General features: G+C 73.5%; 18 protein-coding genes and 1 pseudogene. 15 read left to right on the top strand and 4 right to left on the bottom strand.

Features of this window, described 5'->3' with window-relative positions; translation table 11 throughout:
• The first annotated feature begins 41 nt into the window (after window positions 1-41).
• The 5 genes from I3F54_RS04750 (at window position 42) to mug (ending at window position 5,445) form a co-directional block, all read left to right on the top strand.
• A complete protein-coding gene (locus I3F54_RS04750; RefSeq protein ID WP_240117302.1) occupies window positions 42-1,385 on the top strand; it encodes a hemolysin family protein in 1,344 nt (447 codons plus the stop codon).
• Window positions 1,382-2,398 (top strand): hemolysin family protein, encoded by a 1,017-nt coding sequence (locus I3F54_RS04755; RefSeq protein ID WP_240117303.1) that lies wholly within the window; start codon window positions 1,382-1,384, stop codon window positions 2,396-2,398. Before I3F54_RS04750 ends, I3F54_RS04755 begins: the two co-directional genes overlap by 4 nt.
• A gap of 203 nt (window positions 2,399-2,601) precedes the next feature.
• Complete coding sequence (locus I3F54_RS04760; RefSeq protein WP_240117304.1) at window positions 2,602-3,387, top strand: SGNH/GDSL hydrolase family protein; 786 nt, start codon at window positions 2,602-2,604, stop codon at window positions 3,385-3,387.
• Between the two features lie 73 nt (window positions 3,388-3,460).
• On the top strand, window positions 3,461-4,903 hold the full coding sequence (gene purB, locus I3F54_RS04765; RefSeq protein WP_240117305.1) for an adenylosuccinate lyase: 1,443 nt from the start codon (window positions 3,461-3,463) through the stop codon (window positions 4,901-4,903).
• 44 nt (window positions 4,904-4,947) lie between these two features.
• The gene (mug, locus tag I3F54_RS04770) at window positions 4,948-5,445 is read left to right on the top strand and encodes a G/U mismatch-specific DNA glycosylase (RefSeq protein ID WP_240117306.1); all 498 of its coding nucleotides are present in this window, start codon (window positions 4,948-4,950) and stop codon (window positions 5,443-5,445) included.
• Between the two features lie 4 nt (window positions 5,446-5,449).
• On the opposite strand, the gene I3F54_RS04775 is transcribed toward mug, so the two are convergent.
• The gene (locus I3F54_RS04775; protein ID WP_240117307.1) at window positions 5,450-5,890 is read right to left on the bottom strand and encodes a hypothetical protein; all 441 of its coding nucleotides are present in this window, start codon (window positions 5,888-5,890) and stop codon (window positions 5,450-5,452) included.
• Window positions 5,891-6,335: 445 nt separating this feature from the next.
• Here I3F54_RS04775 and I3F54_RS04780 point away from each other — a divergent pair, with 445 nt between their 5' ends.
• Entirely contained in the window at window positions 6,336-7,493 is a 1,158-nt protein-coding gene (locus tag I3F54_RS04780) for an ROK family transcriptional regulator (protein WP_240117308.1), read from the top strand.
• A 289-nt stretch (window positions 7,494-7,782) separates the two neighbouring features.
• On the opposite strand, the gene I3F54_RS04785 is transcribed toward I3F54_RS04780, so the two are convergent.
• Entirely contained in the window at window positions 7,783-8,544 is a 762-nt protein-coding gene (locus I3F54_RS04785) for a GntR family transcriptional regulator (protein WP_240117309.1), read from the bottom strand.
• 404 nt (window positions 8,545-8,948) lie between these two features.
• Here I3F54_RS04785 and I3F54_RS04790 point away from each other — a divergent pair, with 404 nt between their 5' ends.
• From I3F54_RS04790 to I3F54_RS04805, 4 genes are all read left to right on the top strand, one after another.
• Window positions 8,949-9,602, top strand: coding sequence for an NADPH-dependent F420 reductase (locus I3F54_RS04790; protein WP_240117310.1), 654 nt, complete (start codon window positions 8,949-8,951; stop codon window positions 9,600-9,602).
• A gap of 118 nt (window positions 9,603-9,720) precedes the next feature.
• Complete coding sequence (locus tag I3F54_RS04795) at window positions 9,721-10,551, top strand: alpha/beta fold hydrolase (RefSeq protein WP_240117311.1); 831 nt, start codon at window positions 9,721-9,723, stop codon at window positions 10,549-10,551.
• A gap of 305 nt (window positions 10,552-10,856) precedes the next feature.
• On the top strand, window positions 10,857-12,440 hold the full coding sequence (locus I3F54_RS04800; protein WP_240117312.1) for an alkaline phosphatase: 1,584 nt from the start codon (window positions 10,857-10,859) through the stop codon (window positions 12,438-12,440).
• A 249-nt stretch (window positions 12,441-12,689) separates the two neighbouring features.
• The gene (locus tag I3F54_RS04805; RefSeq protein WP_240117313.1) at window positions 12,690-14,087 is read left to right on the top strand and encodes a GNAT family N-acetyltransferase; all 1,398 of its coding nucleotides are present in this window, start codon (window positions 12,690-12,692) and stop codon (window positions 14,085-14,087) included.
• Between the two features lie 248 nt (window positions 14,088-14,335).
• On the opposite strand, the gene I3F54_RS04810 is transcribed toward I3F54_RS04805, so the two are convergent.
• Window positions 14,336-15,532 carry a PLP-dependent aspartate aminotransferase family protein gene (locus tag I3F54_RS04810; RefSeq protein ID WP_240117314.1) on the bottom strand — a complete coding sequence of 399 codons (1,197 nt, stop codon included), beginning with the start codon at window positions 15,530-15,532 and terminating at the stop codon, window positions 14,336-14,338.
• A 92-nt stretch (window positions 15,533-15,624) separates the two neighbouring features.
• On the opposite strand from I3F54_RS04810, the gene I3F54_RS04815 reads away from it, so the two are divergent.
• Together I3F54_RS04815 and I3F54_RS04820 are read left to right on the top strand one after the other, a co-directional pair.
• Window positions 15,625-16,116, top strand: a complete 492-nt coding sequence (locus I3F54_RS04815; protein WP_240117315.1) for an Lrp/AsnC family transcriptional regulator — start codon at window positions 15,625-15,627, stop codon at window positions 16,114-16,116.
• Window positions 16,117-16,149: 33 nt separating this feature from the next.
• Window positions 16,150-17,838, top strand: a complete 1,689-nt coding sequence (locus tag I3F54_RS04820) for a DUF885 domain-containing protein (protein WP_240117316.1) — start codon at window positions 16,150-16,152, stop codon at window positions 17,836-17,838.
• Window positions 17,839-17,966: 128 nt separating this feature from the next.
• Here I3F54_RS04820 and I3F54_RS04825 read toward each other — a convergent pair whose 3' ends face one another.
• Window positions 17,967-18,446: a rhodanese-like domain-containing protein gene (locus I3F54_RS04825; RefSeq protein WP_240117317.1), complete on the bottom strand. Its 480-nt coding sequence runs from the start codon at window positions 18,444-18,446 to the stop codon at window positions 17,967-17,969.
• A 126-nt stretch (window positions 18,447-18,572) separates the two neighbouring features.
• Between I3F54_RS04825 and I3F54_RS04830 the strand changes: the two genes are divergently transcribed.
• From I3F54_RS04830 to I3F54_RS32485, 3 genes and pseudogenes are all read left to right on the top strand, one after another.
• Window positions 18,573-19,019: an Lrp/AsnC family transcriptional regulator gene (locus I3F54_RS04830; RefSeq protein WP_240117318.1), complete on the top strand. Its 447-nt coding sequence runs from the start codon at window positions 18,573-18,575 to the stop codon at window positions 19,017-19,019.
• A 281-nt stretch (window positions 19,020-19,300) separates the two neighbouring features.
• Window positions 19,301-20,062, top strand: a pseudogene (locus I3F54_RS32480) (thiamine pyrophosphate-binding protein); the annotation flags it as partial.
• 152 nt (window positions 20,063-20,214) lie between these two features.
• Window positions 20,215-20,697, top strand: a complete 483-nt coding sequence (locus I3F54_RS32485) for a thiamine pyrophosphate-dependent enzyme (protein WP_240117319.1) — start codon at window positions 20,215-20,217, stop codon at window positions 20,695-20,697.
• Window positions 20,698-20,818 lie beyond the last annotated feature (121 nt).

Below are 20,818 nucleotides of genomic sequence, written 5' to 3' on the forward strand. Positions count from 1 at the left end.
ATCCTCCCGGCCCTGTCCGATCATGGGACGGAGGTGACCCGATGACCGAAGTGCTCCTGCTGCTGGTGGCGATCCTGCTGTCGCTCGCCTGCGGCGCCTTCGTCGCCGCGGAGTTCTCGCTGACCACGGTCGAGCGCGGTGAGCTGGAACGGGCCGTCGAACGCGGTGAGCGCGGCGCCTCCGGCGCGCTGAGGGCGGTCCGCAACCTGACCTTCCAGCTCTCCGGCGCACAACTCGGCATCACCGTCACCAACCTGGTGGTCGGCATGCTCGCCGAGCCCTCGATCGCCAGGCTGATCGCCGGCCCCCTGGAGGGACTGGGCGTGTCCGCGTCCGCCGCGAGCTCGCTGGCACTGGTGCTGGGCACCGGACTGTCGACCGTGTTCCTGATGGTCGTCGGCGAGCTGGTGCCGAAGAACTGGGCGATCTCCTCGCCGCTGGCGGTGGCCAAGCGGGTGGGCAGTGCGCAGCGCTGGTTCAGTGCCGCCTTCCGGCCCTTCATCGCCCACCTCAACAACACCGCCAACCGGGTGGTGCGCCGTTTCGGACTGGAGCCCGCCGAGGAGCTGGCCTCCGCACGCGGCCCCCAGGAGCTGGCGGCGCTGGCCCGGCACTCGGCGAAGCAGGGCGCACTGGAGGCCGACACCGCCGAGCTGTTCGTCCGCACCCTGAACCTCGCCGACCTGACGGCGGAGAACGTGATGACACCGCGCGTGCAGGTCATCGCCCTGGACACGCGGGCGACCTGCGAGGACGTGGCGAACGCGACTCGCGCGACCGGCCTGTCCCGGTTCCCCGTCTACCGCGGCAGCCTCGACACCGTCGTCGGCACCGCGCACGTCAAGGACGTGCTGGCGGTGCCCGCCGAGCGGCGTCTGCACGTGCCGGTCTCCGAGCTGATGCGCGAGCCGCTGCTCGTCCCCGAGTCCCTCACCGTGGACCGGCTGCTGGACCGGCTCTCGGGCCGGCGCACCATGGCCGTGGTCATCGACGAGTACGGCGGCACCGCGGGCGTGGCCACCCTGGAGGACATCGTCGAGGAGGTCGTCGGCGAGGTCCGCGACGAGCACGACCCGCACGAGACGCCCGACCTCGCCGCGGCCGGCACCGACCAGGAAGGCCGCGCCGTGTACTCCGCGGACGGCGCCGCCCGCGTCGACCAGCTCGCGCGGGTCGGCCTGAAGCCGCCGGAGGGGCCGTACGAGACACTCGCCGGTCTCGTCGCCGCCGGACTCGGCCGCATCCCGGCCGTCGGTGACACCCTCCAGGTCGGCGGCTGGCGGCTGGACGTCGTGGACGCCTCCGGGCGCAGGGCCGCCCGGGTGCTGCTGCACGCGCCGCTCGACGACGAGACGGACGAGCGCGAGAAGGAGGCCGGCCGATGACCGCCGTGCAGTTGCTGATCGGACTGGCCACCCTGGTCCTCAACGCCTTCTTCGTCGGCGCCGAGTTCGCGCTGATCTCCGTCCGCCGCTCCCAGATCGATCCGCACGCGGAGGCGGGCGACCGGCGGGCCAGGAGCGTGGTGTGGGGCCTGGAGCACGTCTCCGCCCTGATGGCTGCGGCCCAGCTCGGCATCACGCTGTGCACGCTGGTGCTCGGTGTGGTCGCCGAACCGGCGATCGCCCATCTGCTGGAACCGGTCTTCCACGCCATAGGCGTGCCGAAGGGCGCCGGCCACGCGGTGTCCTTCGTGATCGCGCTGTCCCTGGCCACCTATCTGCACATGCTGCTGGGCGAGATGGTGCCGAAGAACATCGCACTCGCCGAGCCGGTGCGCACCGCCCTGGTGCTCGGGCCGCCGCTGGTGACGCTCTCGCGGGCGCTGCGGCCGGTGATCTTCACGATCAACGCGTTCGCCAACGGGCTGCTGAAGCTGATGCGGATCGAGACCAAGGACGAGGTGGCGGCCACGTTCTCGGACGCCGAACTCGCGCAGATCGTCAAGGACGCGGGTGAGGCCGGCCTCATCGACGAGCGGGCCAGGGAGCGACTGCACGACGCCCTGGAGCTGGGCAGAAGACCGGTGCGGGACGTCGTGCTCCCGCTGGAGCGGGTGGTGTACGCGCGGGTGGGCGTCACACCGGAGGAGTTGGAGGGGCTGTCGGCCGAGTCCGGGTTCTCCCGCTTCCCCGTCGTGGACGAGGGGCGCCGCATCGTCGGCTACCTGCATGTGAAGGACGCGCTGGACGCCTCACGGCGGGACGTGCCGTTCCGGCTGCGGGACATGCGCTCCATCGCCCGTGTCCGGGAGACCACGCCGCTGGACGACGTCCTCACCGCGATGCGCGGCAGCCGTACCCACGTGGCGGCCGTCCTGGGGGCCGACGGGCGGCTGGCGGGCCTGGTGACGATGGAGGACGTCCTGCGCGAGCTGTTCGGCCAGCCGGCGGCCTGAGACGGCCGGGCCGCCCGGGACGGGGGTGCAGCGGGGCGCGCCCCGCCCGGGACCCGGCGGCGCGGTTCGGGACCGGAGGGGGCCCGGGACCGGGCACGGCGGTCCGGGCGGGCAGGACGACCCGGGCCGGACGGTGCGTGCAGCGGGCGGTATCAGGGGTGACCGACCGCTGGGTATGGAGCTCCGATACCATCGGTGGCGCCATGCAGACGAACCCCGCCCACACCAGCCTCGTCGCCGTCGGCGACTCCTTCACCGAGGGCATGTCGGACCTGGGGCCCGACGGCTCCTACCGCGGCTGGGCCGACCTCCTGGCCGCCCGGATGTCCGCGCAGGCCCCCGGTTTCCGGTACGCCAACCTGGCCGTGCGCGGCAAGCTCATCGGGCAGATCGTGGAGGAGCAGGTCGGGCCGGCGGCGGCGATGGGCGCCGATGTGATCACGCTGGTCGGCGGCCTGAACGACGCGCTGCGGCCCAAGTGCGACATGGGGCGGGTCCGCGGGCTGCTGACCGAGGCCGTGGAACGGCTCGCTCCCTCCTGCAAGCAGCTGGTGCTGATGCGCAGCCCGGGCCGGCGGGGACCGGTCCTGGAACGGTTCCGGCCGCGCATGGAGGAGCTGTTCAGCTGCGTCGACGAGCTGGCGGAACGGCACGGCGCCGTCGTCGTCGACCTGTACGGCGCCGCCTCGCTCGGCGATCCGCGCCTGTGGGACGTCGACCGGCTGCACCTGACCGGAGAGGGCCACCGCCGCGTCGCGGAGGCGGTCTGGCAGACCCTCGGCTACCCGGCGGAGGACCCCGAGTGGCACCTGGCGCCGTCCCTGGCGCCGCCCCCGACCTGGCTCACCCGGCGCGCGGCCGACGTCCGCTTCACCCGGCAGCACCTGCTGCCGTGGATCGGCCGCCGCCTCACCGGCCGCTCCTCGGGCGACGGCCGCCCCGCGAAGCGCCCGGAGCTGCTGCCGTACCCGGCGCCCGGCCCCGAGTGACCACGCTCTCGTAGCTTCCGCCGAACCGGGGTGTGGCGCCTGCCTGCACGAACCGCCAGTAGAATCTGTGCACGTGACTTCAGCGCCCGCCAAGCCCCGCATTCCGAACGTCCTTGCCGGACGGTACGCCTCCGCCGAACTCGCCACACTCTGGTCGCCCGAGCAGAAGGTGAGGCTGGAGCGTCAGCTCTGGCTCGCCGTGCTGCGGGCGCAGAGGGACCTCGGCATCGAGGTGCCGGAGCAGGCGCTCGCCGACTACGAACGTGTCCTCGACACCGTCGACCTGGCCTCCATCGCGGAGCGCGAGAAGGTCACGCGGCACGACGTGAAGGCCCGCATCGAGGAGTTCAACGACCTCGCCGGGCACGAGCAGGTGCACAAGGGCATGACGTCCCGCGACCTGACGGAGAACGTCGAGCAGCTGCAGGTCCGCCTCTCGCTGGAGCTGATGCGCGACCGGACCGTGGCCGTCCTGGCGCGCCTGGGCAGGCTGGCCGGCGAGTACGGGGAGCTGGTCATGGCCGGCCGCTCGCACAACGTCGCCGCGCAGGCCACCACCCTCGGCAAGCGTTTCGCCACCGCCGCCGACGAGCTGCTCGTCGCCCACGGCCGGCTGGAGGAGCTGCTCGGCCGCTATCCGCTGCGCGGCATCAAGGGCCCGGTGGGCACGGCGCAGGACATGCTGGACCTGCTGGGCGGAGACGCCTCCAGGCTCGCCGAGCTGGAGCGGCGGATCGCCGGGCACCTGGGATTCGCCCAGGCCTTCACCTCGGTCGGCCAGGTCTACCCGCGCTCGCTGGACTACGAGGTCGTGACCGCGCTGGTGCAGCTGGCGGCGGCTCCGTCGTCGCTGGCGAAGACGATCCGGCTGATGGCCGGGCACGAGCTGGTCACCGAGGGCTTCAAGCCGGGCCAGGTCGGCTCCTCGGCGATGCCTCACAAGATGAACACGCGCTCCTGCGAGCGCGTCAACGGCCTGATGGTGATCCTGCGCGGCTACGCGTCGATGACCGGCGAGCTGGCCGGCGACCAGTGGAACGAGGGCGACGTGTCGTGCTCGGTGGTCCGCCGGGTGGCTCTTCCGGACGCCTTCTTCGCCCTCGACGGCCTGATGGAGACCTTCCTGACCGTCCTCGACGAGTTCGGTGCCTTCCCGGCGGTCGTGGCCCGCGAGCTGGACCGCTACCTGCCGTTCCTCGCCACGACCAAGGTCCTGATGGGAGCCGTGCGCGCGGGCGTGGGCCGTGAGGTCGCGCACGAGGCGATCAAGGAGAACGCCGTCGCCACCGCCCTGGCGATGCGCGAGCAGGGGGCCGAGCGCAACGACCTGCTGGACAAGCTGGCCGCCGACGAGCGGCTGCCGCTGGGCCGGGAGCAGCTGGCGGAGCTGATGGCCGACAAGCTGTCCTTCACGGGTGCCGCCGCCGACCAGGTCGCCGCGGTGGTGGCCCGGATCGACGAGATCGTCAAGCAGCACCCGGAGGCGGCCGGCTACACGCCGGGGGCGATCCTCTGACCCGGCTCGCTCCGCAGGACCTGGAGGCCGCCCGCGACCGTCTCGTGCCGGACGTCGTCGCGGACGGCCTCCGCGTGCTGTTCTGCGGCATCAACCCCGGGCTGATGACGGCGGCGACGGGGCATCACTTCGCCCGCCCCGGGAACCGGTTCTGGCCGGTGCTGCACCTGTCCGGGTTCACGCCGCGCCTGATGAAGCCCGCCGAGCAGCGGGAGCTGCTGTCGTACGGGCTCGGCATCACCAATGTGGTGGCACGGGCCACCGCACGGGCGGACGAGCTGGGCACCGAGGAGTACCGGGAGGGCGGACGGCTGCTGGCCGCGAAGGTGGAGCGGCTGCGGCCCCGGTGGCTGGCGGTGGTCGGGGTGACCGCCTACCGTGCGGCGTTCGGCGACCGGAAGGCGCGGGTGGGTCCGCAGGAACAGGTCGTCGGGGGCACCCGGGTGTGGGTGCTGCCGAATCCCAGTGGGCTCAACGCCCGTTGGACCGCGACGACGATGGCGGAGGAGTTCGCGCGGCTGCGCGAGGCGGCGCAGCCGTAGCCGGTCACGGCGGATCCGTCTCGGTGACGGTCAGCAGGAGCCGTATCTCGTCGGCGCGGTCACGGTCGGCGACGCCGAGGACGATCCAGCGTCCGCGCTCCGGTTCCTGCCACACGTACACGTCCGGCACGAGGTGACTGAGGCGTGCCCACGGCTCGGGTATCGCCTCCGTCGCGATGCGCAGGCGTATCGTCTGCAGCCCCATCAGGAACGGCTCTCCCCAGCGCTCGGTGAGTCCGGCGGCCAGCGCCTCCCGGTCCTCGTACAGGCGCTCCGCCTCCATCGCGCGCACCGCGGCATCCGCGACGGGAAGCCCGTGGCTGGCCGCCAACTCGGCGGTGCGGTACCCGGGTCCGCCGATGCCCGTGTCCCACCCGCCGTCCTCGGCGGGGAACTCCCGCGAGCACAGCACGTCGGCGACGACGAGGTACTTCTCGATGGCCATGCGCTCCAGTAAACCTGCCGGCACTGACAACTGGTGGGGCGTCAGGGACGCCGTGACCCGGCGGGGCGGGTCGGGGCCCTGCCGCACCGGGCTCCCGCGAGGCCGCGGCCGGGACCGCCGCCCCTGGCACACGCCTTCGCGCGGTCGGGCCCGGCGGCCGGGGACGGAACAGCGGCCGGGAGGAGGCCGGGAGGAGGCCGGGAGCCGCGGGCGCTCCCGGCCGCGCCCGCGAGGATCGCCGGCCCGCCGGTCGCGGCCCGCGGCCGGTGCGGGCCCGGGACGAGAACCGCCCCGGCCGCGCTCAGGACGTGGGAGCGCGCTCACACGGCCGCCGCGGCGTGAGAGCCGGGCTGTGTGATCCACGGCTGCCCCGCCCGGCACTCGCCGGTGCCCCACGCGCCGAGTACGATCCGCCCAACGCGCGCACGAGCTGGGAGGACGGACGGTGGGGCGGCTGACCGGCGGGGATCCCTCGCTGCTGCGGAGGATCAATTCCGCGGTGGTGCTGCACGCGCTGCGTGCCACGGACTGTGCGACGCTCACGGAGGTCACCCGGGTGACGGGACTGTCCCGGCCGACCGTCGAGGGCGTCGTGGAGGACCTCATCTCGGCCGGTCTGGTCGTCGAGACGGCGGCCGAGGAAGGCGCGGCCCGGCGGCAGGGACGCCCGGCCCGGCGCTTCCGGTTCCGGGCCGAGGCAGGGCACCTGCTGGGCCTGGAGATCGGCCCGCACCGGGTGGCCGCGCTCCTGGCGGACCTGGACGGAAAGGTGCTCGGCGCGCAGGCCAGGGACGTGGAGGAGTCCGCCGAGGCCGACGAGCGGCTGGAGCGGTTGCGTGGTGCGGTGGCCGAACTGCTGCGCCGGGCCGGGGTGCCGCGCAGCTCGCTGCGGGCGGTCGGGGTGGCCACGCCGGGGATCGTGGAGGCGGACGGCACCGTGCGGCTGGGCACGGCGCTGCCGGGGTGGACGGGGCTGCCGCTGGGCGAGCGGCTGAGCCGGTCGTTCAAGTGCCCGGTGCTCGTCGAGAACGACGCCAACGCCGCCGTCGTCGCCGAACACTGGAAGGGCTGCGCGACCGAGTCCGACGACGTGGTGTACGTCCTGGCCGGGCTGAGCCCGGGGGCGGGCTCGCTGATCGGCGGACGGCTGCACCGCGGTTTCGGCGGGGCGGCCGGCGAGATCGGTGCACTGCACCTGCTGGGCCGGGAAGCGACTCCGGAGGCGCTGCTGTCGACCACCGACCAGCCGCTGCACCCCCTCGACGAACAAGCGGTCGCGCAGGTCTTCGCACAGGCCCGCGAGGGGGACCTGCGGGCCGGTGCCGCGGTGGACCGGTTCATCCATCGGCTCGTGCACGACGTGGCCGCGCTGGTGCTCGCGTTCGACCCGGAGCTGGTCGTCATCGGTGGCTGGGCGGCCGGGCTGGACGGGGTCCTGGAACCGCTGCAGCGGGAACTGGAGCGGTACTGCCTGCGGGTGCCGAAGGTCGCCCTGTCCCTGCTGGGCGAGGCGGCGGTGTCGATGGGCGCGCTGCGGCTGGCCCTGGACCACGTGGAGAAGCAGTTGTTCGCGGTGGAGGGCACGGTGACGGCGCGGCGCTGAGTAGCCGGAGCGCCGGAGGGCGTGCGGGCATGTGCACGTCGCCCGTGCGGAACGACCCGTGGGGCGGGCGGGGCAAGGGACCAGTGTCCCGGCCGGGCGGCCTGACCCGGTCGGGGGCGCTGAGCGGTGGGGCACGGGGGCCCTTCCTCCACCGGCGCGGACGTCACGGGTCGCACCGGACCAGAGGACCCTCGCCCCTTTCCGGACCGCGATCAGCCGTGAACCGGGTCGCCGTCCGCCACCTCCCGGGAGGGATCACCCAGCCCGGGCTCCACTGTCGACACGCGTCCTAGGAGGCCCGGCTTTCCGGTCCGTGGTGGATCTCCACGCCGCCGGTGTCGCCGAACGTCAGCCGGCAGGTGTCCGCGCGGTAGGTGGCGACGGAGAGCGCCGCGGTGCGGCCCTGGGCGAAGAAGCGCGTCGTGACGACGAGGACGGGCGCCCCGGGCAGCCGGTCCAGCTCCTTGGCGTCGTCGGCGCGCGCCGACCCGAGCTCCACGGCCCGGTCCTCACCCTCCAGCTGCAGGCGCTCCAGCTCACGCAGCACGGCTCGCGCGCGGGCCGGTCCGGAGGGGGCGTCGATGCCGGTGAGCGCGTGCACGGACGCCTGCGGGATGTGCAGGAGTTCGGCGGCGACGGGCTGGCCGTGCGACATCCGGGTGCGGCGCACGATGTGGACCATCTCTTCGCGGTCGATCTCCAGGTCGTCGGCGACGGCCGCGGGCGGGACGGCGAGGGCGCAGTCGACGAGCTGCCAGTCGTCGTCGGGTGCGCCGGGCCAGGTGTGCTGCTCGGTGCCGACGGCCACTCCCATGCGGGGCGGTGCGACGGTCGTGCCGACGCCGCGGCGGCGCTGGAGGCGGCCCTCCAGTTCGAGCTGCTCCAGAGCCTGGCGGAGCGTGGCGCGCGCGACGCCGAAGCGGGCCGCCAGCTCACGTTCGTTGGGCAGGATCTCGCCCACCGCGAACTCCGAGTCGAGCGCCTCGCTGAGCACGGTCCTGAGGTGCCAGTACTTCGGTTCCGGCACCGTTTCCAGTTGCGTGGTCCCCACCCTGTCCTCCGCAATCGCCGTGATCCGACGGCGTTTCCGCGCCCTTGTTTATTAAAGGTTGTTGCACTTGTCTGCGACCATAGGACGGCCCCCACCCTTGGTCAAGACCAATCCTCGACGCTCCGCGGGCAGACCGGGGCGGCTGTCGAGAGCGTTCATGGGGCGTTCGTGCAACGCCGAATGTGTGACACGGCGGCAAAGCCCGGGTCACGTTCGTGTCGATCATGGCCGGCCCACCCGTCCGGGCGACCGCGACACGCTCCGCCCGCCCCCGGGTGCCGCCGTACGGAGCGGCGATCGTCCGACGCCCGCGACACGACCGGCGCCGTCCGGGCGGGTCCGGTTCCTGCGTCGCAGAATGGCCGGGCCGCCGGTGGCCGGCGGTCACGGCGACGGGAGGAACCATGCGGTACGCGGTACTGGGCACCGGAGAGGTCGGCCGCACCCTGGGCGGGCGGCTGGTGGAGCTGGGTCACGAGGTCACGCTGGGCTCCCGCACGAAGGACAACCCGGTCGCGCTGGAGTGGGCGCGGAATGCGGGCGACGGGGCAGCGGCCGGGTCCTTCGCGGAGGCCGCCGCGGCCGGCGAGGTCGTCTTCAACGCGGTGGGCGGTCAGGTCGCGCTCGCCGCGCTGGAGGCGGCCGGCACGCGGAACCTCGAAGGCAAGGTGCTCATCGACGTCTCGAACCCACTGGTGTTCGAGGGCGGTCAGCTGCACCTGTCGCCGGTCGAGTCGGACAGTGTCGGCGAGCAGATCCAGCGGGCGTTCCCGCTCACGCGCGTGGTGAAGACGCTCAACACCGTGAACTGCCGGGTCATGGTGGATCCGGGGCGGGTGCCGGGCGAGCACGTGGTGTTCGTGTGCGGTGCGGACGATGCCGCCAAGGAACAGGTCACCGCCCTGCTAGGGGAGTTCGGCTGGCCGGCGGGGCGGGTGCTCGACCTGGGCGGCATCCGCGAGGCGCGCGCGGTGGAGATGTGGCTGCCCCTGTGGATCGATCTGTTCCGCACCATCGGGCACGCGGACTTCAATCTGGAGCTCCGCCGGGCGCGTTGAAGCCGGCCCGTGTCCGGCGGGCACGGCGTGCCGGTCCCACCTCAGGGGCTACCGGCGGGTAGCAATTGCTGACAAGCTGTCTACGGCGTCCGTCAGCGAGTCCCCGAGGAGCACCGCCATGTCCGCCACCGTCTCCGTCCAGGTCCCCTCCGTGCACGGCCCGCGGGCCGTCACCGTCTCCTACGCGCGCAAGGGGCACGGCGAACCTCTGCTCCTGCTGCACGGGATCGGCCACCACCGGCAGGCCTGGGACCCCGTGGTGGACATCCTCACCGCCGACCGCGACGTGATCGCCGTCGACCTGCCGGGATTCGGCGCTTCCCCGGGCCTGCCGCAGGGTCTGCCGTACGACCTGGCCACGACCACCGCGGTGTTCGGGGCGTTGTGCGCGGCGATGGGACTCGACCGGCCCCACGTGGCGGGCAACTCCCTCGGTGGCCTGCTCGCCCTGGAGATGGGCCGGGAAAAGCTCGCACGCTCGGTGACCGCGTTCTCCCCCGCCGGGTTCTGGTCGGAGGCGGAGCGGCGCTACGCGTTCGGCGTGCTGCTGGCGATGCGGCACCTCTCCCGCCGGCTGCCCCTGGCACTCGTCCAGCAGTTGTCGCGCACGACGGCCGGGCGGACGGCCCTGACGAGCACCATCTACGCCCGCCCGGGACGCCGTTCGCCCGAAGCGGTGGTCGCCGAGACGCTGGCCCTGGCTGAGGCGACCGGATTCACCGAGACGCTGAGGGCCGGGACGAGCGTCCGGTTCACCGACGACCTCGCGGAGCTGCCCGTCACCGTGGCCTGGGGCACCCGGGACCGGCTGCTGCCGCGCCGGCAGGGCGTCCGCGCCAAGCAGTTGATGCCGCGCGCCCGCCTCGTACGGCTGCCCGGCTGCGGGCACTGCCCCATGAACGACGACCCTGCCCTGGTCGCTCGCGTCATCCTGGACGGCAGCCGCTGACACCTCGCCGTGCGGACCGGCCGAGCCGCGACCCCGCCTGGCACCGCCCGCCCGGCGGCGCCAGGGCTCGCGCACCGGGGACCGCCCGCAGGGCAGTCACCCTCCGGCCTTCGACCACCGCCCGGTCGCAGGGGTTCCTCCCGGCACCGGAAACGGGGAGAGGGGCGGGCCGGCGCCGGGCCGGAGCACCCGACCCCGTTGCGGGGACGGGCCGTTGTTCACTTGAGGTTTCCGTGTGCGCTGCGGCGCCCCCGTAGGTGTGGACCCTGCACATCGGCCGAATCCCGTCCCTGGAGGGCTCTTCGATGGCACACCGTCCACTCCCCGGCCGCCGCAGCGTGCTGCGCGGCTCGCTGGCCGCCTCGGCGGCCCTGACCCTGCCGGCCGGCCTCGGCGCGGCACCGGCGTTCGCGCTGTCCGGGCGCCCCGAGGCGGGCTGGGGCGTGCAGGCCGGCGACGTGACCTGCAACTCCGGGCTCGTCTGGGTGCGTTCGGACCGCCCGGCCCGGATGGTGGTCGAGACGTCCGCCACCGAGTCCTTCCGCCGTGCCCGCAGCTGGCACGGCCCACTGCTCGGTGCGGACACCGACTTCACCGGCACCACGCGGCTGCGAGGGCTGCCGCCCGGCGAGCAGATCCACTACCGGGTGCGGCTCGCCGACCCGGACGACCCGCGCCGCACCGGCGAGCCGGTGACCGGCACCTTCCGCACCGCGCCCGCACGACGCCGGCAGGGCGTGCGATTCGTGTGGTCGGGCGACCTGGCCGGACAGGGCTGGGGCATCAACGAGTCGATCGGCGGCTACCGCATCTTCGACGCCATGGGGAGGCTCGACCCGGACTTCTTCCTGTGCAGCGGCGACAACGTCTACGCCGACGGTCCCGTCTCCGCCACCGCCGCGCTCCCCGACGGGTCCCTCTACCGGAACGTGACCACCGAGGAGAAGTCACACGTAGCGGTCACCCTCGCCGACTACCGCGGGAACTTCCGCTACAACCTGCTGGACGCCGCGCTGCGCCGGTTCAACGCCCAGGTGCCGTCCGTCGTCCAGTGGGACGACCACGAGGTCCGCAACAACTGGTACCCCGGCGAGGTCATCGGCCCCGGCACCCCCTATCCGCCCGGCACCCGGCTCGACGACCTGGCGGCACGCGCCCGTCGCGCCTTCTCCGAGTACCTCCCCGTCTCCACGCTCTCCGGTCGACCCGACGGCCGCATGTACCGGGTGATCCACCACGGCCCGCTGCTCGACGTGTTCGTCCTCGACATGCGGACCTACCGCAACGCCAACTCGCCCGGCGACCAGCCCACCGACCCGCAGGGCATCCTCGGCCACGAGCAGTTGGAGTGGCTCAAGCGCGCACTGCACCGGTCGCGGGCGGTGTGGAAGGTCATCGCCGCGGACATGCCGCTCGGGCTGGTCGTGCCCGACTCGCTGGAGGGCAGGCCGAACGTCGAGGCCGTCGCACAGGGCGACCCCGGCGCGCCGCTCGGCCGGGAGCTGCAGATCGCCGAGCTGCTGCGGTTCGTCAAGCACCGGCGGATCACCGGGACGGTGTGGCTGACGGCCGACGTCCACCACACCTCCGCCCAGCACTACGACCCGGCGCGGGCCGCGTTCAAGGACTTCGAGCCGTTCTGGGAGTTCGTCACCGGTCCGCTCAACGCGGGCGCCTTCCCGGCCAACGCCCTCGACGGCACGTTCGGACCCGACCGGGTCTTCGTCAAGGCGCCGACGCGCGCGAACGTCTCGCCCGCCGAGGGCTACCAGTTCTTCGGCGAGGTCGACATCGACGGCGACAGCGGCGAGCTGACGGTGCGGCTGCGCGAGGGGGACGGCACGGTGCTGTTCACGCGGGCGCTCCAGCCGGGCCGGGTCGGCCAGTAGGAGCGGCCCCGGCGGACAGACTCCGTACTACCCTCGGCCCACGGCCGCGCACCGGCGTCATCCCCCGGTGCGCGGCACCGGCCCGGCGCACCGGGCGCGCTGGACGGCGGTCGCGGGACCGGCTCACGCATCCGCCTCATCACCCCAGCAGAAGCCCCGAATCGGCCATAAGCAGCCTTTACCCGGCAGTCACAAGACGTTCGTGATCACGCAACACCCCTGCTCCACTGTGCTTGCATGACTCCGGACATGACTGATGTGACGCGGGCTAAGAACGGTCGCCCGGTGCACCACTGGCGGCGGGACCTCGTGGAACTCGCCGCCCTCTTCACGGCCGTCGCCGTCGCCGACGCCGTGGCGAACCTGGTGGGCCACGGCCCGGACGGGCCGGCGCTGCTGCTGTTCTCGGCCGTCGCCCTCGTGGCCACGGCCGCCTTCCACACCTGGTGGGCACGGCGCCACGGCCATGCGCCCCCGGTACGTGATACCGGTGCCCGGCCGCCGTCCGCAGCGCGGCCGGCCGGGCCCGCGGAACGTCCCGTGTGCGGACCGAGTGCGCTGTGGCGCATGCGGACGACCGTGACGGACGAACCCGGATCCCTGGCGGCGCTGTGCACGGCCCTGGCCGGACGCCGCATCGACATCCTCAGCCTCCAGACGCACCCGCTGGGCGAGACCACGGTCGACGAGTTCCTGCTGCGCTCCCCCGGCGACCTCGCCGCGAGTGACCTCGCCCGGGCGGTGGCGTCGGCCGGCGGCACCGGCACGTGGATCGAGCGGGCCGACGCGCACGACCTCGTGGACGCCCCCACACGGGTGCTCGGCCTGGCCACCCGCACCGCGCTGGACGCGGCCGAACTACCGCTCGCGCTACGGCAGTTGCTGGGCCGCTGCACGATCAGGCAGTCGCCCGCGGCACCGCCGCGCGGTGGGCAGAGCACCGATGCCGTACCCGTCGAGGGCGTGCTGGCGGACACCGTGATGCGGCTGCGGGCACCCGAGGGCGGTGTCCTGACCGTGGAGCGGCCCTACCTGCCGTTCACCCCGACCGAGTTCGCGCGGGCCCGGGCCCTGGTGGAGCTCGACGCCCGGCTCGGACCGCGGGTTCCGGTCGGGAAGGACACGCTCACCCTGGCCGTGGGCAGCGCCCTCACGATCCGGCGGGCCGACATCGGCGATGTCGGGGCCGCCAAGGCCATGCACGAGCGGTGCTCGCCGCGGACGCTGGCCATGCGCTACCACGGGCCCGTAGGTGACGCGGGCCGCTACCTCGACCACCTGCTGAGCCCCCGCTTCGGGCGCACCCTCGCCGTGCAGACCGCCTCGGGCCGCATCGTCGGCCTCGGCCATCTGCTGTGGGACGGGGACGAGACCGAGGTCGCCCTGCTCGTCGAGGACGACTGGCAGCGGCGCGGCCTCGGCGGTGAACTCCTGACCCGCCTGGTGGCGATGGCGGTCGAGGCGGACTGCGAGAGCGTGTACGCGGTGACGCAGGCCTCCAACACCGGCATGGTCGCCGCCATGCGCGGCCTCGGTCTCCCTCTCGACTACCAGGTCGAAGAGGGAACCCTGGTGATCACCGCGCGCCTGGATCCGGCCCTGCTCCACGGGCGCCTGCCGCAGGACGAGCACCTGGCACGGGACTGATCCGCGCCCCGTCCGCCCCGCCCTGTGTGCGACGCAAGCCCGGTGTTCGCCGCCCGGGCCGCAGGGCGGGCCCTCCCCACGGCGGAGGCCCCCGCTCCGTCCGCCCGGCCGGAGCCGCCCGGCCGGCGGGCGCAGGACCGGCGGGCGCAGGACCGGCGGGCGCGGGCGACCGCGCGTCGCCCGCCGTCCGGTCCTCGGCGGACCGGTTGCCGCCCGGTCGGCGTCGTCCGCCGGCCGGGCCCGGCCGCTCAGTGCAGCGCCCGGCTCATCTCCGCCTCGGCCGCCGATCCCGCCCCGGCCAGTGCCTGGTCCAGGTCGGCCCACAGGTCCTCGACGTCCTCCAGGCCGACCGACATGCGCAGCAGACGGTCGCTGACCCCGGCGCTCCGACGGTCGTCGGCGTCGACGATGCGATGGCTGATGGAGGCCGGGTGCTGGATGAGGGTGTCGACGCTGCCGAGGCTGACGGCCGGGGTGGCCAGCCGGACGCCGGCGATGACGGCGTGCGGATCGCCGTGCACCTCGAACGCGATCATCGCGCCGCCGATCCGCGGATAGTGGACGCGCGCCACGCGCGGGTCGTCGGCGAGCCGGCGGGCGAGTTCGGCAGCGGTGGCCGAGGCGGCGCGGACCCGGACGGGCAGCGTGGACAGGCCCCGCAGCAGCAGATATCCGGCCAGCGGGTGCAGTACCCCGCCGGTGGCGAACCGCACCTGCCGCAGCAGCCCGGCGAACTCCTCGTCGCAGGCCACCACGCCCGCCATCACGTCTCCGTGCCCACCGAGGTACTTGGTGGCGCTGTGCAGCACCAGCCGCGCCCCCTGCTCGGCCGGACGCTGCAGCACCGGCGTGGCGAAGGTGTTGTCGGCCAGCAGCGGGACGCTGCCGCAGGCGTGGGCGACGGCCCTCAGGTCGACCTCGGCCAGCGTCGGGTTGGCCGGCGACTCCACCATGACCAGCCCGGTGTCCGCACGCACGGCGTCGGCGATGCCCGCCGGATCGGTCCAGGTCACCTCCGAGCCGAGCAGACCGGCGGTGAGCAGGTGGTCGCTGCAGCCGTACAGGGGGCGAACGGCGACCACGTGCCGCAGCCCCGTCGAGGCCCGTGCGAGGAGCACAGCGCTCAGCGCGGCCATGCCGCTGGCGAAGGCGACGGCGGACTCCGTGCCCTCCAGCCGGGCCAGCGCGGTCTCGAAGCGGGCGACGGTCGGGTTGCCGAGACGGCCGTACACCGGCGGCCCGTCCAGTTCGGCACCGTTCGTGGCGAAGGCGTCGATACGGGCCGCCTCGGCGCGGCTGTCGTAGGAGGGATAGGTGGTCGACAGGTCGATCGGCGGGGCGTGCAGGCCCTGGCGTGCGAGATCGTCGCGGCCGGCGTGCACGGCTTCGGTGGCCAAGGCTCTGGGGGCGTTGCAGTAGGTGTCCACAGGCGTCTCCACAGGCATCGTTGCGAGGTGTCGACGGGACGGCGGCCCGTGAGCGGAAGAGTGAACAGTGACCGGTCCCATGGAGCCACAGCCCGTGCTACGTTCGGCACATGTCCGAATCAGTCGTACTGGATCCGGTGGACCTCCATCTGCTGCGGTTGCTGCAGAACGACGCCCGGACGACCTACCGGGATCTCGCCGCGCAGGTCGGGGTGGCACCGTCGACCTGCCTGGACCGGGTGACGCGGCTGCGCCGCAGCGGCGTGATCCTCGGGCACCGGCTGCGGCTGGACCCCACCAAGCTGGGGCGCGGCCTCCAGGCGCTGCTGTCGGTGCAGGTCCGCCCGCACCGACGGGAGCTGGTGGGACCGTTCGTGGAGCGGATCCGCGCACTGCCTGAGGCACTGACCGTCTTCCACCTGACCGGCCCCGACGACTACCTCGTCCATGTGGCGGTGGCCGACATGGCGGACCTGCAGCGGCTGGTGCTCGACGAGTTCACCTCCCGCCGGGAGGTGGCCCGGGTCGAGACGCGGCTGATCTTCCAGCAGTGGGAGTGCGGGCCGCTGCTGCCCGCGGGTCCCGGAACGCAATCCGCGTGACGTGCGGCGGGCCCCCGTACGAGGATGGTCCGCATGTCACAGACCAACAGCCCGCTGCCCCGCGAGGTCGCCGACGCCTACGTCGACGACCTCATCGCCCTCGACCCGGTCACCGGTACCTACCTCGGCGTGAAGGAGAGTTCGAACCGGCTGCCCGACACCTCACCGGCGGGCCAGGAGGCGCTCGCCGCGCTGGCCCGGGCGACCCTGGCCGAGCTGGACGAGGCGGAGCGCCGGCCCGGGGCGGACAGCGACGTCGAACGCCGCTGCGCGCGGCTGCTGCGCGAGCGGCTGACGGCCGAGCTCGCCGTCCACGAGGCCGACGAGGGCCTGCGCGCGGTCGGCAACCTGCACACACCGCCGCACCAGGTGCGCGACGTGTTCACCGTGACGCCGCAGGCGACCGAGGAGGACTGGGCCGCGATCGCCGAGCGGCTGCGCGCGGTGCCGGACGCGCTGGCCGGCTACCGCGCCGCTCTCGCCCTCGGCCTGGAGCGCAAGCTGTACGCGGCCCCCCGCCCGACCGCCACGTTCGTCGAGCAGCTCGCCGAATGGGCGGACACCGGCGAGGGGCGCGGCTGGTTCGAGGACTTCGCCGCCGCCGGGCCCGGCGCGCTGCGCGCGGAGCTGGACGAGGCGGCCCGCGGCGCCACCGCGGCCGTGGCGGAGCTGCGGGACTGGATGCGCGACGTGTACGCGCCGGCCATCCAGGGCGCGCCGGACACCGTGGGCCGGGAGCGCTACGCCCGCCTCGCCCGCTATTTCAACGGCACTGACCTGGACCTGGACGAGGCGTACGCCTACGGCTGGGCCGAGTACCACCGGCTGCTCTCCGAGATGAAGCGGGAGGCCGAGAAGATCCTCCCCGGTGCCGGGACGCCCTGGGTGGCGCTCGCCCACCTCGACGAGCACGGCCAGCACATCGAGGGCGTCGACGAGGTCCGCGAGTGGCTCCAGGGCCTGATGGACGAGGCGATCGAGAAGCTGGACGGCACGCACTTCGAACTGGCCGAGCCGGTACGACGCGTGGAGTCCCGCATCGCGCCGCCCGGCGGAGCCGCGGCCCCGTACTACACGGCCCCCTCCGAGGACTTCTCCCGCCCGGGCCGCACCTGGCTGCCCACGATGGGCCTGGACCGCTTCCCGGTGTACGACCTGGTGTCGACCTGGTACCACGAGGGCGTCCCCGGCCATCACCTCCAGCTCGCCCAGTGGACGTACGTCGCCGGGAACCTCTCCCGCTACCAGGCCACCGTCGGCGGGGTGAGCGCCAACGCCGAGGGCTGGGCGCTGTACGCGGAGCGGCTGATGGACGAGCTGGGCTTCCTCACGGACGCCGAGGAGCGGCTCGGCTACCTGGACGCGCAGATGATGCGGGCCCTGCGGGTCATCGTCGACATCGGCATGCACCTGGAACTGGAGATCCCCGCCGACTCCCCCTTCCACCCGGGCGAGCACTGGACCCCCGCGCTGGCACAGGAGTTCTTCGGCGCGCACAGCAGCCGTCCGGCGGACTACGTGGAGAGCGAACTCGTCCGCTACCTCACGATGCCGGGCCAGGCCATCGGCTACAAGCTCGGCGAGCGGGCCTGGCTGCTGGGCCGCGAGAAGGCACGCGAACGGCACGGCGACGCCTTCGACCTGAAGGCCTGGCACATGGCCGCGCTCTCCCAGGGGTCCCTGGGCCTGGACGACCTCGTCGACGAGTTGTCCCGGCTCTGACCCTCGCGGGTCATCGACCGCCCGGCCCGGTCGCCCCGTGGGCGGTCGGGCCCGGCACCCCCGTGGCCGCGGTACGGCCGGCAGGGCGGTGGGGGCGCCCGTCGCGTCCCGCACCGCCCGCGCCGGGATCAGCAGCCGCAGTCCCCGACGCCGGTGGGCGCGGTGAGCGGGTCGGGGTCGCTGCGCTCGCGCCCCTGCCGGGACTCGTACGCGAAGCCCTCGCGCACCCAGTACTCGAAGCCGCCGAGCATCTCCTTGACCCGGTAGCCGAGTTCGGCGAGGGCGAGCGCGGCGCGGGTGGCGCCGTTGCAGCCGGGGCCCCAGCAGTACGTCACCACCGGTACGTCCTTGTCCAGGAGCCACTCGGCCCGCTCGGGGACGAGGGCCGTGGGCAGGTGGAGCGCGCCGGGGACGTGGCCCTGGTCCCAGGCCCCGGTGGAGCGGGAGTCCACCACGACGAAGCCGGGGTCACCGCCGGCTTCCAGGGAGGCGGCCACGTCGGAGGCGTCCACGTGGAAGGCCAGCGAGGCCCTGAAGTGGGCGGCGGCCTCGGCCGGAGGTGCCGGCGGGACGCGCAGGACGGGGCCGGCGGCGGTCGGGAGGGTCATCGTCCGGTGCCTTTCGCGGGAGGAGTTCCTACGACCCGAAATCTACGGTCCGCGATCACCCCGCTGAAGGCGCTTTCCCCGGCGAAGGCCTTGCCGCGCCGGGGATTTCCCTGCTACCCATCGGACATGACCGTGTTTTCCCCGGACGCCACCGACTGGCGCATTCTCGACGTCCTCCAGCGGGAGGGCCGGGCCAGCTTCGCCGAGCTGGCGCGGGCCGTGTCCATGTCGCCGAGCGCCGTCACCGAACGGGTGCGGCGACTGGAGGAGGCGGGGGTGATCAAGGGCTACACCGCCGTCGTGGACACCGAGCGTCTCGGGCTGCCGGTTCTGGCGTTCGTGCGCCTGCGGTACCCGACCGGCAACTACAAGCCGTTCCACGACCTGGTCGCGGCGACGCCCGAGATCCTGGAGGCGCATCACGTCACGGGCGACGACTGCTTCGTCATCAAGGTCGCCGCCCGCTCCATGCGGCACCTGGAGGAGGTCTCCGGCAGGATCGGGGCGCTCGGCTCGGTGACCACGAGCGTCGTGTACTCCTCGCCCCTGCCGGGCCGGCCGGTGGGGCGCTGAGCACCCGGCCGCCCGTCACCCGCTGCCGCAGCGGTCCCGGCCCGCCCGCCACCGGGCAGGGCGGGAGCGGCGGCGCGCACAGCGCACCGGGGCGCGCGGGAGCCCCGGTTGCCCGGCCGCCCGTGTCCACGTCCGGCTCCGGTTCGAGGGCAGTCCGCGGCGGCCGCCATCGCAGCGCCGCCGAACGGCCTCGGCCCGCTTGAGGCATCGGCGTCCGCACGGCTGCCTCGGTCGGCGGTCGACGAGTGGCCGGGGCCGGTGGGCGCGCCTACGTTCGTCCCATGGGTACCGAAGGCGCGGGCGAGTCGCGGGGCACGGCAGCAGTCGAGGACGTCGCGCACCTGTTGGTGCGCTGTCTGCAGGCCGAGGGTGTGGAGTACGTCTTCGGGCTTCCGGGCGAGGAGAACATCCGGTTCGTCGACGCGCTGAACGGCTCCGGGATCCGGTACGTCCTGGTGCGTCACGAGCAGGCCGCCTCGTTCATGGCGGAGATCTACGGGCGGCTGACCGGCCGTGCCGGGGTGTGCTCGGCGACGCTGGGACCCGGTGCGATCAATCTGCTGCTCGGCACCGCGGATGCCACGACCAACAGCTCCCCGGTGGTGGCCCTGGCCGCACAGGGGGCGCTGCGCCGACTCCACAAGGAGTCGCACCAGGTCATCGACCTGGTGTCGATGTTCGCCCCGGTCACCCGGTGGTCGGCCCGCATCGAGTGTCCCGACGCGGTGCCGGAGATGACCCGCAAGGCGTTCAAGACCGCGCAGAGCGAGCGGCCCGGAGCCGTGTTCCTGGCAGTGCCGGAAGACGTCGAAGCGGAGCGTTCCACCGAGCCGCTCGCACCCCTGCAGATCGACGCCGTGCACACCGACGCACCGTCGCCCTCCCAGATCTCACGTGCGGTGGAGGTGATCGCCGCTGCCCGGCACCCGGTCGTGCTGGCAGGTCACGGCGCTGCCAGGGCCAGGGCAACAGCCCCCCTCGTGCGGTTCGCCGAGCGGCTGAACATCCCGGTCGCGACCACGTTCCACGGCAAGGGGGTCTTCCCCGACGACCACCCGAGCTCGACGAAGAGCTCCGGTACGGGCGCGACAACGAGTCGTTCCCGTTGGTGCCGCAGCGTGTCGTGGCCGATGTGCGCAGCGCGCTGGACCGCCACGACATCGTCCTCGCCGACACCGGCGCCGGGAAGATGTGGATGTCCCGCCTCTACCCCACGTACGAGCCGGACACGTGCCTGGTCTCCAACGGCTTGTCGACCATGGGGTTCGCCCTGCCGGGAGCGATCGCCGCGAAACTGGCACGGCCGAACCGGCGCGTACTGGCGATGATGGGCGACGGCTCGTTCCTGATGAACTCCCAGGAGCTGGAGACCGCGGTTCGCGAACACGTCCCGCTGGTCGTCCTGGTCCTGGTCGACCAGGAATACGGCCTGATCACCTGGAAGATGGACCTTGAGATCGGCCACCACAGCCACACCCGCTTCACCAACCCGGACCTGGTCGCCTACGCCGAGAGCTTCGGCGCCCGGGGCCATGCGATCGAGGCGGCCGACCAGCTCCTGCCCGTGCTGCGCCAGGCCTTCGACGACGACACGGTCTCCGTGATCGCCTGTCCCGTCGACTACTCGGAGAACCTGCGTCTGACCGAGCGACTCGGCAGTCTCCACGGCCCGTTCTGACCCCTGCGGGAAGAACCCCGCGTCAACGAGCGCGTTGCGCGCGGTCCGGCGGAGGACGACACTCGCCGGCGTGCGCGGCGGGCCGTATGCAATAATGACTGACCGGTCAGTCATTATTGTG

The sequence above is a fragment of the Streptomyces sp. MUM 2J genome (assembly GCF_022414535.1).
Taxonomy (GTDB): Bacteria; Actinomycetota; Actinomycetes; order Streptomycetales; family Streptomycetaceae; genus Streptomyces.